This is a genomic window from Peribacillus sp. BM1 (genome assembly GCF_056679975.1).
On the sequence record NZ_CM155259.1, the window covers coordinates 3,516,493 to 3,530,780 of the forward strand.

Below are 14,288 nucleotides of genomic sequence, written 5' to 3' on the forward strand. Positions count from 1 at the left end.
GTTTTAACAGGTTGCCACAATTATTTCTTATCATATAAAAGCAGGAAATTTTTATCACTTTCCGCTTTAAAGAATATTCGAATCAACCTGTAATTTCCTCTGCAGTCGTAACAGACGCTTCGTCAACTCATTGACGATCAAAGAATCTTTATCTTTAGATAAATCTGTAAGTGTATCCATCGCATCTTCTGTATATTTTTTTGCTTGTTCATAATCCTTAAATTGGTGTTCTAGCAATTTCGCACATTCAATACCAGCTTCAACTTTCAACATGCCATTCCCTTTCTCAAAAACCTCTTTCCATATCAAATACGCTTCATTAAAATTTTTATTTTTCTTTTTTGCAAAGCCGAGTGCCTGTTTGGCAAATAGTATTTCATCCTCAGAACCTTCTTTGACTACCAGTTCAAATGCTGTATTTGCCGCCTCTTTTTTCCCAAGATACTGGAGCCAACGCGCGATCTCGAGTGACTCATCCCCATATCCATCAACTTGGAGAATTTGCCGTGAAAGATGAATATACAAAGTGATTAAAGAAAGGACATCCCATTCATTATGCTTTAGGACACCAAATAATATTTCTGGATCTTGGCGTTCGACATAATCAAAATAAATCATCGGTGCTAAATAGCCTGGGATATCATTTTCTCTCTTAAACTTTAGAATTTCAGTTTCGACAATCGATAGTTTCACTCTTTCTAATTTGCGTTTCCAAAGTCTTCTTGAGGCGTGATATAAGTCAAAATGTCCGAATTCTGGTAAGTTCGGTACATGTTGTTGGATTAGCCTATGTCTTGTTTTCAATTGAGGCCAATCAAATGATTTGCCATTATACGTAACAAGCGTTTCATAATTCACCTTTTCTAAGAAACTCTGATACAGCGGGATCTCAGCGCCAGGCTGGGGCAAAATATGTTGCCGAACTACAACTTCATCTTTTTCAAAGCTTGCATACCCCAGGATGAAAATGGTATTCCCAACTCCACCACCAAGGCCCGTTGTTTCTGTATCAAAGAAAAACAAATCCTCTATTCCGATTCCTGAAGCAGTTAACGGGTGACTCAATCCACTTTTCTTCCACAAATCCATGACTGTGTGCAAGTCTGCAAATGAATATTGACCATGTTTCATCTCAATGGGATATCGAACCTCTCTTATCCAACAATAAGAGCCATCAAACTTATATGGTACCGTATCGAATTGCCGCCATTTTTCAGCAAACGGTAGCTCTAGATGACCATTACTTTTTTCATGAAGCTGCTTTTTAGTGACTTCAACTGAACTTGCTTTTTTCTCGGAAACCTGTAAATCCATATGTGTCTTCATGCGATTTAATTTATTTTTTAATGACAATTAAAAGCACCTCTATTTACAACATTTAAATGCGTATTCAAAAATAAGGATAAAAAGAGCCGAGAAGTTCTGCGAGCGCATCTCGAGGACCTTTCGCGTATACACTAACGTTTGGGACCAGACTTGCACAGGACATGCGCGATCTTAACAGAAGGTCAAAAATGCGCGATGACACAATTCGCAAGCTTTTTTACCGGACTTTTTGAACAACCTCTTTAACGGAATATTTTCAACACATTCACAGCATCTCTTTTAGCAGAGGATGATGCCGTGTCTGTTCCGATGCATGATGGGCAGCCATTTTCACAAAGGCAACGTTCAATCATCTCTTGTGTTTCTTTAAGGATCGTCTCGGCATTTTGATAGACCTTGTCACTTAAACCGACACCACCAGGGTATTTATCATAGATAAAAATGGTCGGTTTTTCATTATGGGCTGCTTTTACTTGTGGATATACGTGAATATCATTGGGGTCGCACATGACAAATAGCGGGACCATAAAATTTAATGCGTGTGATGCGCCAATTAGGCCTTGTTCCATTCGATTTTCATCCCAGCCAAATGCATCATGATCGATCGATAACATGGCACCATTTGTATGCAGTTCAGATTCTGGTAGCGTAATTGGCCCTGAGCCAATGTTTTCATGCGTTTCAAATTTAATCTTTTTGAAAATGGTTGCCATCGCTCTGACTGATACATCACCATAAGTCGCTTCTGTTTGTGCAAACGACTTTTGCTTATCAATTTCCAATACTGAAAGCTGTACAGCGAGATTGGCATCTGTATAATAATCAACATTCACTTCACGTACATATGCCTTCTTTTCCTCCCAATCAAGTTTTTCCACCTGATATTGAGTACCCTGGTGTAAATAAATCGCTTCATCATGAAGCAATGTCATAGCACTAAACGTATCCATTTCACCAATGACTTGAGATTTTAGAGATTCTGTTTGATCAATGATGACTACATTTTCTTGTGAAGCAGATCGTAGACTAATATTGTGAGCTGGAAAAACATCATTCATCCAATACCATTTGTCGCCGTTTTGATGAAGCACTCTCTCTTCCGTTAAAAATTCCAACACATCCAAAACGTCATTCTTACCAAATAAGTCTCCTTTTTTAAATGGAAGTTCATACGCGGCACATTTCAAATGATCAACAAGAATGACGAGATTATCAGGATTAATACGTGCCGTTTCGGGGTTTCTCGTGAAAAAGTACTCGGGATGTTGAACGATATACTGGTCAAGGGCGTTTGAGCTTGCAACCATGATGATCAGTGCTTCACCGTGTCGTCTTCCTGCCCTCCCCGCTTGTTGCCAGGCACTTGCAATCGAACCAGGATAACCGTTCATAATACACACTTGTAATTGTCCAATATCCACTCCAAGTTCTAATGCATTTGTACTGACAACTCCGTAAATGGATCCGTCTCGCAGCCCTCTTTCTATCTCTCGTCGCTGCTTTGGTAGATAGCCGCCGCGATATCCACGAATCGATTTTGGTCCTAGCTGTTTCGCCACTAGCTCTTGCAAATAGGTTAATAAAATCTCTACTCGGACACGGCTTTTTGCAAACACGATTGTTTGTATTTTATTCGAAAGGAACTCAAGAGCAAGCGTTCTCGCTTCAAGTACCACACTTCTTCTAATATTTAATGGTTTATTGACAACTGGAGGATTATAAAAAACAAAATGCTTTCTTCCGCTCGGAGCCCCATTATTATCGACGAGCTTCATTTCTTTTCCCGTCAATTCCTCGGCAAGTTCAAGTGGGTTGGCAATGGTCGCCGACGTACAAATAAACAAAGGATCACTGCCATAAAATGCACAGATTCGCTTTAGTCTTCGAATCACATTCGCCATATGACTGCCAAAAACACCGCGATATATATGCAATTCATCGATGATGACATATTTCAAATTTTCAAACAGAGATACCCACTTTGTATGGTGCGGCAATATCCCAGAATGCAGCATATCAGGATTCGTAATAACAATATGCCCTGCTTGCCGGATTTTTTGACGGATGTTTGAAGGTGTATCCCCATCATACGTATAGCTATTAATTGCTACATCCATTTCGTTAATCATTTCATGGAGTTCACTCTTTTGATCATAACTAAGTGCCTTCGTTGGAAAAATATAAAGCGCACGAGTTTTTTCATTTTCAAGAATAGATTGCAAAACAGGCAGATTGTAACAAAGTGTTTTACCAGAAGCGGTAGGAGTGATAGCGACTAAGCTTCCCCCTTCAACCGCTACATCAAAAGCTGTTGCTTGGTGTGTATACAGACTTTGAATTCCTCGTTTTACTAATGCAGCTTGCAGCAATTCATGCATACGAGCTGGAAATGGTGCTGATTTTGCTAATTTCGCCTCAATCGTATGCCAGTGGGCAATATTATGCTTATATTCTTCACTGCTTTTTAATTCAGCCATGATTTCTTGTAAATTTTTTCTCAGTTTCATAAAAACCACCCCATCCTTCTATATTACTGAATAAGCGTTCTATACAAAAGGAAAATCTCATTCCCTTTAAATGGAATGAGATTTCAAACGGCGACTTAATTAGGTAAAATCAAGAATATTGGAGGATAATGTAACCAGATCTTCAAACATTCCCATATGACCGCTATTCTTAAGTAACATTTCCTTTGTTAGGCAGTTGAAAGCTTGCTTGCTTTCTTCATGTTCATCCCGAATTTCTTCCCTTTTCAGCTTTCACTAAACCATAATATACAAAGTTCTGTCACATAATTAGGCCGAGATACATAGGCTAATACACCACAGATTCTTTGCATAAAAAATAATTATTATGAACCTAATTGACCTTATTTTTTTTGCTCAGCAAGTGGACGATAGGCCACGATAATTCATTTTCAATTGTTACTTTTTCACCTTTTCAAGAAAAACGATTCCTTATTCCATGAATGAATTTGAAAGGAGTATGAACCATGACTGACTCTGAAAAAAGGAAAAAAACATTTCCTCATGAAGGTGTTCACGATTTCTTCAATAAAATGGATCGACTTTTTGGTGATAAACCAGCAAAGGGAATGCTCCAATCGATGAATGAATTTTTCGGCTCTGTTTCTTCTGGAAGCTTTCCGGTAGATGTGGAAGAAACAGAAAATGATTATTTCGTCAGCGCTTCCTTGCCAGGAATCCGTAGAAACGATATTGATATAGAAATCCTACCTCAGACTATCACGATTCGAATTCTCAAAAACAAACAGCAATCCGTTGAAAAAAAAGACTTTCTTTCAGCACAAAACAGACAATCAACCTCCCTTACAAGGACAATTAGCTTGTCCAAACCTATCGATGAACAAAGAGTGACCGCTCACCATCGAGATGGAATCCTGCGTCTAACCATACCGAAAATTAGAGGAAAATCAATTAAAGTTGATGACTAACTTATTTTGTTTTTTTCTGTGGAAAAGGGGCGGGGCTTCGCAAAATCAGCTCCGCACCACCGCCTTCATAAGGTGATACAAATTGAGAACCTGAACCTTTTCATTGTTGGTTTTATATCAGACGCTCATGGACGTTTTTTATAACATTAAAGGGCCGGATTTTACCAGCAAAGTCGATAATCGGTAGAATCTGACCCTTATTAATTATGCTTTGAAAATACCGCCGACCCCTTTAATCATCGACGAAACTTGATTTACCGTATTCATCATCTGTCCTGCTGTATTCACCATTTTATTTAAATCCATTGATCCATCTTGTGTTTTAAATTGGTTGAGCATCGATTGAACGCCTGTCGGTTGCTGCTTTTGCGTAAATTGCTGTTTAGGGTAAGGATTGGAACCTGCCTGAGCATTATTCATTTGCCCATTCTTTGTTTTTGTTTTAGATAATGGGTTTTCAAATGGATTAATCCCCTGTACCGGCTGTTGGTAGAACTGCATCGGATGCTGTCCATAAAACCCCGATACCGGTTCGCTTGGCTGGGGATGTTGCATAAAAGGATGATAGGCACCCACTTGATATGGGTGCTGACCGTGCTGAGACATATGTCCAGTCGCGTGCTGCCCTGGTACCTGCACGTATTGAGGATGAGGCTGGTAGGAAGGTTGCTGCATATGATACCCATTCACATACCCGCTCATCTCATTAAAGTAGGCTCCATTATTTCTGTGATCCCATTCATAGGACCCCCACGTATTCATGTATACTCCCCCCATTAAGTCATTAGCTGATCTATTATATGTGTCGGAAGTGTTTTTGGTGAGAAGCCGATCAATCCGTTACAATTTATGTTGAATCTCTGTTAAAACATTTTGCAGAATAAAACGTACCGATTGAATATGACTTTTAAATCGTTTATAGCTTGTTTTTGGAAAGAAGGCTTGTACAACTACATCAGCAAGATTGTTTGCTGTTTGCTCAATTTGTTGTGGGAACAAGTGGGTAAAGTCTTCCACTTTCATCCATTCTCTCATGCTAGGTGTCCATAATTTTAAGACAGCGTCCACTTCATCAACAAATGGTTTCACCTCTTGATAAAAATCCCTTTCCTTTCCTTCTTCCCTAACTGCTTCATATATTTCATCCGATTTTTCAGTGAACTGTAATAATTGAATGGTAAGTTTTTCTACATATTTCTTATCCAGCATATAATCCCCCATTTTTATGTATAAGTGTGTATTCAAAAAGGAACAAGTATTTCGTGGAATAATCGAATCTATGATCTGCACCCGTTCAGGTAATCCGTAATAAATTAAGAGATAGTTCTTTTTTTTAAACCAATCATTATTCCCCTTAATTTTTTGAACATCCTCTATAACCAAATTATAAAACATTTTTGCAAAAAAAGAACCCGTACAGCTTAGCTGCCGGATTTGTTACTTTCATTCGTAATTTAAAACCCTAGTCTCGGATTCATTGAAAGAATCTCCTTCCGATTCTTATCCGTATCACGTAGAACTGTATGTTCATTTTGCATCAACAACCATTTAGCTTCTGCTTCGTTTACTTTCATACTTGCGGAATCGATCATGTGATGCTCGTTAGTCCATAACTTGTTGCGTTCCGTGGCAAAGGAAACAGATAACGTTGTTTCTAAAGTTTCTAAATGCTCATTGATTTCTTCCATTAACCCAAGAATTTCTTCTACATCCACATGTTTGATTCCCATTAAAACCCCTCCCTAATCTCTTTATAAAGAATATTCTTTATTTTTATCAAAAGCCCTTCATGTCTGACAAAACTAGAAGTAAATCGTCAAAAAAAGTGAAATAAAGGGGGATTTTTTAAGCTTTCGACAAATCTTATGAATGAGTGGACAATTTGAGATAAAACTAGTAGGAGGAGGTGTTAAATCATGACGACAAATCAGAGTAAAGAACAACAAAAAAAGAAAAATGAAAAGAACTTGAACACGAAAGCAGCAATCGGAAACCCGAAATTAACCGGTCCTGATCGTCCCGCTACCTAAGCAAGCCCAATAAGTTTGTAAAAGCGGCTGTCCTAAACTGATCTGCCCCTAACACGACTTTCCAGTTTATACTGGTATATACACTCATTTTGAACTGTATATAGTGTTGCTAGGAGCTGAACCTTTAGTTTAGGACACCTGCTTATTTACATACTAGGCCAACATCACCGTTTAATCTTTCAACCACTTCTTGATTGCTCCTTGTCTACTCCTAAAAACGACTTCAAATTAATTACATTGATTCCAAACGAGAATTCTTATATCTATTCTTAATTCTGTTTTATTGTATATGAAAGCATAAATCAGTAAACCATCCCCTCGTTCATTACCCAATTACACCTAAATGTGATAAAATACATAGTTAGATTGAAAAGAAAAAGATCATTTTATTCACTACTTCACATTTTTTTTTGCTATTATATGATAAGTGAAAAACAAGGGGGAATTCACGTGGCTTTTCATTACCCCAATGGGCGTAAATACGTCTCTAAAAGCTCGGAAGCCGTTCAACGTTCCATCAAAAAAAGCAGCTTTGGCAATCGAGGAAAAACGTTGGAGGATGATTTAAACGATACGAACGAATATTATGTAGCAAATGGGATCGCTGTCGTCCATAAGAAGCCTACCCCTATTCAAATTGTCGATGTTCATTATCCGAAACGGAGTGCAGCCGTGATAAAAGAAGCCTATTTCAAACAAGCATCTACTACGGATTATAATGGAGTGTACAAGGGTAAGCATTTAGATTTTGAAGCGAAGGAAACACAAAATCCAACTTCGTTCCCACTTAAGAATTTTCACGAACACCAAATCCAGCATATGAAAAGCATCGATCAGCAAGGTGGAATCGCGTTCGTCATTATCCGATTTTCTACAACTGATGAAATTTACTTAATGGAATTAGGACATTTAACAAAATTCTGGAACCGTATGAATGAAGGCGGAAGAAAATCAATTACAAAAACAGAGGTGGAATCTTGTTCGAAACGAATTCCTCTTGGCTTTCATCCAAGGATTGACTATATTAAAGTAGTAGATTCCATCTTGGGGTGATTTCCCGATGGTTCATTATGAAAGGCAGGTAAGCTGCAATGGCTGAAAAATATAATACAAGAGAGGAACGCCGCAAGCAGGCAAACTCTAATAAAACAGGCAAGAGTAAGAAAAAGCCAAAAGGAATATTTAAAAAGATTTTTCTCGTTCTAGTAACGCTCGGAATTATTGGAGTCGTTGCGGGTGGGGCAACATTTGCCTATTTCATTAGCGATGCACCCAAAATCGACGAATCTCTTTTAAAAGACCCCCTTTCCTCAAAGTTTTTTGATAAAGAGGGTAAATTACTTACCGAAGAAGGTATAGAAAAGCGGGAGTATGTAGCCTACGCGGACATTCCTGAAGTTATTAAAAATGCCGTTTTGGCTACGGAAGATGTTCGATTCTTTAAGCATGGTGGAGTCGACATTCTGCGCCTAGGTAGTGCCGTAATCGGCAATGTAACGAATGGCTTTGGTTCACAAGGTGCCAGTACACTAACTCAACAAGTCGTCAAGCGGACATTTTTAACCGACGAAAAGACAATAAAACGAAAAGTTCAAGAAGCATGGCTGGCCATTAAACTGGAACAAAGATACACGAAAGAAGAAATTTTTGAAATGTATGTGAACAAAATTTGGTATGCCAACCATGCATTTGGCATCGCAACTGCTGCAGATACGTATTACGGAAAAGATCTTAAAGACCTTACACTCGAAGAAGTAGCCATGCTCGTCGGGTTACCGCAAAGTCCGAGCAGATATAATCCTTTTAAATATCCTGAACGCGCAGAAGAAAGACGAAATATTGTGCTTCACTTAATGAATCGTCACGGATTTATTACGGAAGCAGAAATGAAAAATGCACAAAGCATACCCGTAACCAAAACGTTACAAGCACAGGATACGAGTAAAGTTGATACAACACCATATGATGCTTTTATTGACCAAGTAATTGAAGAAGTCCAAAGTATGGGAGATTACAATCCATATACAGATGGACTGGAGATTTATACAACCATTGATAAAGATGCACAAAAACATGTCTATGACATGCTAAATACCGAGGATATTATTCAATATCCAAGTAAATCATTGCAAGCAGGGATTTCCTTAATTGATACGAAAACCGGTGAAATAAGGGCGATCGGTGGTGGTAGAAATATTCAAGGTAAACGTGTGTTTAACTACGCTACTGAAGCAAAACGTTCACCAGGATCTACGATTAAGCCGATCATGGATTATGCTCCCGCAATTGACAAGTTAAATTGGGATACTTATCATCAACTAACCGATGAACCATATCAATATTCGAATGGCACACCGATTAAAAATGCAGGTGGGCGTTATCGCGGTGATGTGAGTATGCGTGAAGCTCTAGAACGATCCCTTAATATCCCGGCACTTAAGGCTCTTCAAGAGGTTGGCGTTGAAGAAGGATATGCCTTTGCGCAAGAATTAGGTATTCCTATCCCTAAAAATAATTATGAGTCTGGCGCAATCGGAGGCACTCAATCCGTATCGTCTATGCAAATCGCTGGTGCATACAGTGCTTTCGGTAATGGTGGGATCTATAATCAGCCTCATACTGTCACAAAAATAGTTTTACGTGATAAGACAGAAATCGAAAACAAATTCACATCAAAAGCTGTCATGAAAGAATCGACTGCTTTTATGATCTCTGACATGTTAAAAGGTGTCATAGATGAAAGCTACGGAACTGGACGATTAGCGAGAGTCTCTGGTTTGCCAATGGCTGGTAAAACTGGGTCCTCCAATTTTGATGCAGCTGATAAAAGGAAATATAATATTCCATCAGAAGGAGTTCCAGACAGTTGGATGACAGCTTATACGACCGAATATTCGGTAGCTGCTTGGATTGGATATGATAAAAATAGCGAATACCTTGGAAAAGAATCGCAAAAAATTCCAAAAAAGATGGTTAAAAACCTGATGGAATATGTTCATAAAGGCGTTAAAACTGAAGACTTTAAACAGCCGAAAAACGTTGTAAAGCGTGGCATTCTTAAAGGATCGAACCCTGCAGTAAAAGCAAGTGATTATACACCTAAAGATCAGGTTACTTATGAATATTTCCTAAAAGGACATGAACCAACAAAAGTAACTAAGCAATATGATAAGACATCTGCACCTGTTGGAGTCAACGCAAACTATGATGAAGCAAGCAATTCCATTAATCTTCAATGGAACTACCCTCAAACAGATAGTAGTAAAACACCAGAATTTGAGGTTAAAGTGTCGATTGATGGAGGCGCCTCTCAAGTACTGGCACGTTCGGGTACGATGGGATTAACAATCCAACAGCCTAACCCTGGTTCAACTTATACATTCACTGTCACAGCGATCGTTAACGGTCAGAAAAGTGCATCAGCTTCAGCCAGTGTTAAAGTCACTGCAATTCAGGAAGAACCGATCGAGCCTGAACCTGACTTAAATAACCCTGACGAAACAGATGACACTGGACAGAATGATCAAGGGCAAGATAATTCGAATGACGACAATAGTGATGACGGTACTAACAACGGAAACACTAATAATCCAAGCAACGGAAACAATAATGGTAATACTACTAATCCAGGCAATGGAAACAATGATGGTAATACTAATAATCCAGGTAATGGAAACAATGATGGTAATACTACTAATCCAGGTAATGGTAATAGCAACGGAAATGGTAATGGTTCTGAAAATAGCACTGGCGGCAATGGCGGAACTACTGAACCACCACAACCACCTATTGATGCTGAAAACACGGTACCACCTGCTGAAGGAGACACCCCTTAATGTCTCCAATAAAGAAGAGGATGTCCCTTTGGGACATCCTCTTACTTTTGCTGATTTCGTTTTTTCATTGCTAAGGTTTTATAAAATTGTTTTTCAGCTTCAAGAAACAATTCTGTTAGCTGGATAAAAGAAGCATAATGGGCGGGAGACATGTCAACAAATGAAAGTCTTTCCGCAACATTTATCGGCTTTATCGAAAGCCTGTTAATTTGCTCATGCCAATTATGCAGAACTACTGGTTGTTCATTCATCCAAAACACCACTTGAAAAAAAAGGGCCATTCCTTTTTTCATGAACATCTCAGCTTCATTCTGCCTTCGTTCAGCAAATATGATTCTGCAAGAGTCAGCTAATTCCTTCCATTTTTCAAAAAGGACAGGTATTGTTATAAAGCCCTGCCGCCATGGTTGAAATCCTTGTCCCCCATTCCAATACAACATGTCATATATAAAAAGTGTTGGATTAAAATCCGGATTCCATTTCTCAGTGATAAAATTTTCAATTTCAATCCTATCACTGAAAAAGAACTTTTCATGTACAAGTTCTTGTGGTAATTGTACAATCATTTCACAGCTTCCTTTTTCATTCGTTTCTTCCCTTCGCGACATACATCAAGTAGAGGACAAACAGGGCATTGTGGATTTTGAGCTTTGCAATGGTATCTACCGAAGAAAATCAAGCGATGATGAGTAACGGACCATTCTTCTTTTGGTATTTTGTTCATTAAAGTTTTTTCCACCTCAAGAACACTGTCTTTATAGCGACATATTCCAAGGCGTTTACTTACTCGCTCAACATGAGTATCAACCGCAATGGCTGGAACACCATATGCAACTGAAACAACAACATTTGCCGTCTTCCTACCAACACCTGGTAAATTCGTTAATTCATCTCGGTCTCTAGGAACTTCTCTGCCATATTCTTCAATCAGCATTTTTGAAAGCTTTTGGATGTTCTTCGCTTTATTGCGATACAATCCAATCGAACGAATATCCTGTTCAAGCTCATCAATGGGAACATTTAGGTAATCCTCAGGAATTTTGTATTTTTGAAATAATGTTTTCGTAACTTTGTTTACGAGAACATCTGTGCATTGGGCGGAGAGTGCAACCGCAATGACGAGTTCAAACGGATTAGAATGATTCAATTCACAATGCGCATCTGGAAACATTTCACCCATCGTATCCAAACAATAGCGTATCTGGGTTTTATTCAGCATAATTGACTCCTTTTACCTAGAACTATTCAGAACTATTGCTCCAACCAATTATAAAACGGCACATCTTTAATTGGAGTTTGTGTTGCCTGCTTCTTCTCGTGCTTTTGATGCATTCTGAATTGCTGACCACGATTCTTTGCTTGATCAATTGTCTTAATGCCATTCTTCTTCCATTCAAATAAAATGCGATCAACATAACGAAAATTTAATTTACCGGAAATTACAGCTTCACGCAATGCGGCTTTTATGATTGAAGGTGAATGATCATCATCCATCCATAAGGCAAGCGTTTCACACTCATATGGCGATAGCGGCCGTCCAAATTCCTGTTCAAATATTGTATAGAGGCTTTCTCCTTCATTTAGGGCCTGCTCCGCTTTCTCTTGTTTCTGTGCCTGCAAGAAGCAATCAATCAATCTCTCATATAAAGGATCAAGTGAATATCTTTCATCACCTATTGCTTGCCCTTTATCTTCCTCTAACTTAATATACCCTCGTTGAATTAAACGCTGTATTAAAAACAAACACTCTGTTTCCTGAAGTGTCATTCGTTCTGCTAACTGTGATGGAGCGGGAAAATCATTTCCAGATTCAATAAATTGTTGGAGTTGAAGCAATAACATAACTTCCTGCTCATTTAAGCCAATCTTTTTATAATGAGTAAATAAAAATGAAGGAATCGTCATCGACCCTTCTTTAAACCATGCATATAAGTTGTTTTTCATATCTTTGACACCTCATTATTAGTATAACATGAAACAAGGTTCGACAATACCTACAATACATTTTGGAAATTAATTGCCGAAAATAGCGTAACATTTTTTAATAATTCTTTTTTACGGCTTATAAAAACATTCATGAGCATCTGCTCTAAAGCCCAAAGATGAAAAAAGGTCTGTCCCCATAACTACGGATAACACTTTGCTACCGTTGTAGAATACGTGGTCAGACCCTTTTTATGATACTCTCATTTAATTATGGATATAGTCTATTTAATAAACGTGGGAATGGTATCGTCTCACGAACATGCTCGACACCACTGATCCAAGCGACAGTACGCTCAAGCCCAAGTCCGAAACCAGAGTGAGGAACAGAACCATATTTACGTAATTCGAGATACCAGTTATAAGCATCTTTACTTAATTTATGTTCTTCAATTCGTTGTTCAAGCAAATCGTAATCATAGATACGTTCTGATCCACCAATAATTTCGCCATATCCTTCCGGAGCGATTAAATCGGCACATAATACCACTTCTTCTCGCTCTGGATCTGGTTGCATATAAAATGGTTTTAATGAAGTTGGGTAATGCGTGATGAAAACAGGCAATGCATAACTTTCGGCAATCGCCGTTTCATGCGGTGCACCAAAATCATCTCCCCACTGAACATCGTCAAATCCCTTTTCATGAAGGAATTCAAGTGCATCATCATAGGTAATTCGTGGGAACGGCGCTTTAATTTTTTCAAGTTTTTCTACATCACGGCCTAGCGTGTTCAATTCTAACTTACAATTTTGCAAAACAGATTGAACGATATAAGACACGTAATCTTCTTGTACTTTTAAACTGTCTTCATGTTGGTAAAAGGCCATTTCTGGTTCAATCATCCAGAACTCAATTAGATGGCGACGGGTTTTCGACTTCTCTGCACGGAATGTTGGACCGAAAGAAAATACTTTTCCAAGTGCCATTGCACAAGCTTCCATATACAGCTGTCCGCTTTGTGATAGAAATGCATCTTCATCAAAGTATTTTGTTGCAAATAATTCTGAAGTTCCTTCTGGTGCACTTCCGGTCAAAATCGGTGGATCCACCTTCACAAAGCCTTCATGATTGAAAAATTCATATGTAGCACGAATGATTTCATTACGGATTTTCATAACCGCATGTTGTCGTTTCGAACGTAACCATAGATGGCGGTTATCCATCAAAAATTCTGTTCCGTGTGATTTAGGTGTAATTGGATAGTCTACTGATTCATGGATGACCTCAACATTCTTCACTTGCAGCTCATAGCCAAATGGAGAACGCTCATCAGTTTGCACAATTCCTGTTACATATAGAGATGACTCTTGTGTAATTGATTTCGCACGTGCAAAAATCTCTTCCCCAACTTCTTCTTTGACAACAACACCTTGAATAAACCCTGAACCATCGCGCAATTGTAAAAATGCAATCTTACCGCTTGATCGTTTATTAGCTAACCAACCACCGATTGTCACTTCTTGATCAACATATTTACTTACCTGTGCTATCGTAATTTTCACGATACATTCCCTCCAAATCATAAGAAAAGCGCAAGCACCTTTTAGCAACCTCGTTAAGCATAAGACGAACAAGTTATATCGAAAGTAGTTTTCACTTGATATAACTTGATTGGCTAAACCCTAGAGAGGTTAGGCTGCTTACGCTAGACACTAAA

General features: G+C 38.5%; 12 protein-coding genes. 3 read left to right on the plus strand and 9 right to left on the minus strand.

The window, feature by feature from the left end; genetic code table 11:
- Positions 1-66 precede the first annotated feature (66 nt).
- Together AC1MGI_RS16915 and AC1MGI_RS16920 are read right to left on the minus strand one after the other, a co-directional pair.
- Positions 67-1,353 (minus strand): ribonuclease H-like domain-containing protein, encoded by a 1,287-nt coding sequence (locus tag AC1MGI_RS16915; protein WP_480346425.1) that lies wholly within the window; start codon positions 1,351-1,353, stop codon positions 67-69.
- 215 nt (positions 1,354-1,568) lie between these two features.
- On the minus strand, positions 1,569-3,833 hold the full coding sequence (locus AC1MGI_RS16920; RefSeq protein ID WP_480346427.1) for a DEAD/DEAH box helicase: 2,265 nt from the start codon (positions 3,831-3,833) through the stop codon (positions 1,569-1,571).
- Positions 3,834-4,318: 485 nt separating this feature from the next.
- Between AC1MGI_RS16920 and AC1MGI_RS16925 the strand changes: the two genes are divergently transcribed.
- Positions 4,319-4,780, plus strand: a complete 462-nt coding sequence (locus AC1MGI_RS16925) for an Hsp20/alpha crystallin family protein (protein ID WP_480346429.1) — start codon at positions 4,319-4,321, stop codon at positions 4,778-4,780.
- 204 nt (positions 4,781-4,984) lie between these two features.
- On the opposite strand, the gene AC1MGI_RS16930 is transcribed toward AC1MGI_RS16925, so the two are convergent.
- The 3 genes from AC1MGI_RS16930 to AC1MGI_RS16940 form a co-directional block, all read right to left on the minus strand.
- A complete protein-coding gene (locus AC1MGI_RS16930; RefSeq protein ID WP_480346431.1) occupies positions 4,985-5,542 on the minus strand; it encodes a YppG family protein in 558 nt (185 codons plus the stop codon).
- A gap of 78 nt (positions 5,543-5,620) precedes the next feature.
- The gene (locus AC1MGI_RS16935) at positions 5,621-5,989 is read right to left on the minus strand and encodes a YppE family protein (protein WP_480346433.1); all 369 of its coding nucleotides are present in this window, start codon (positions 5,987-5,989) and stop codon (positions 5,621-5,623) included.
- Between the two features lie 245 nt (positions 5,990-6,234).
- Positions 6,235-6,510, minus strand: a complete 276-nt coding sequence (locus tag AC1MGI_RS16940; protein ID WP_480346435.1) for a hypothetical protein — start codon at positions 6,508-6,510, stop codon at positions 6,235-6,237.
- 750 nt (positions 6,511-7,260) lie between these two features.
- Between AC1MGI_RS16940 and recU the strand changes: the two genes are divergently transcribed.
- Positions 7,261-7,863, plus strand: a complete 603-nt coding sequence (gene recU, locus AC1MGI_RS16945) for a Holliday junction resolvase RecU (protein WP_480346437.1) — start codon at positions 7,261-7,263, stop codon at positions 7,861-7,863.
- Between the two features lie 38 nt (positions 7,864-7,901).
- Complete coding sequence (locus AC1MGI_RS16950) at positions 7,902-10,646, plus strand: PBP1A family penicillin-binding protein (RefSeq protein ID WP_480346438.1); 2,745 nt, start codon at positions 7,902-7,904, stop codon at positions 10,644-10,646.
- A gap of 41 nt (positions 10,647-10,687) precedes the next feature.
- On the opposite strand, the gene AC1MGI_RS16955 is transcribed toward AC1MGI_RS16950, so the two are convergent.
- From AC1MGI_RS16955 to asnS, 4 genes are all read right to left on the minus strand, one after another.
- The gene (locus tag AC1MGI_RS16955) at positions 10,688-11,212 is read right to left on the minus strand and encodes a YpoC family protein (RefSeq protein WP_480346440.1); all 525 of its coding nucleotides are present in this window, start codon (positions 11,210-11,212) and stop codon (positions 10,688-10,690) included.
- The gene (gene nth, locus AC1MGI_RS16960) at positions 11,209-11,865 is read right to left on the minus strand and encodes an endonuclease III (protein ID WP_480346442.1); all 657 of its coding nucleotides are present in this window, start codon (positions 11,863-11,865) and stop codon (positions 11,209-11,211) included. Before nth ends, AC1MGI_RS16955 begins: the two co-directional genes overlap by 4 nt.
- A gap of 32 nt (positions 11,866-11,897) precedes the next feature.
- Positions 11,898-12,590: a DnaD domain-containing protein gene (locus tag AC1MGI_RS16965; protein ID WP_480346444.1), complete on the minus strand. Its 693-nt coding sequence runs from the start codon at positions 12,588-12,590 to the stop codon at positions 11,898-11,900.
- 250 nt (positions 12,591-12,840) lie between these two features.
- Positions 12,841-14,133, minus strand: coding sequence for an asparagine--tRNA ligase (gene asnS, locus AC1MGI_RS16970; protein WP_480346446.1), 1,293 nt, complete (start codon positions 14,131-14,133; stop codon positions 12,841-12,843).
- Positions 14,134-14,288: the final 155 nt, after the last annotated feature.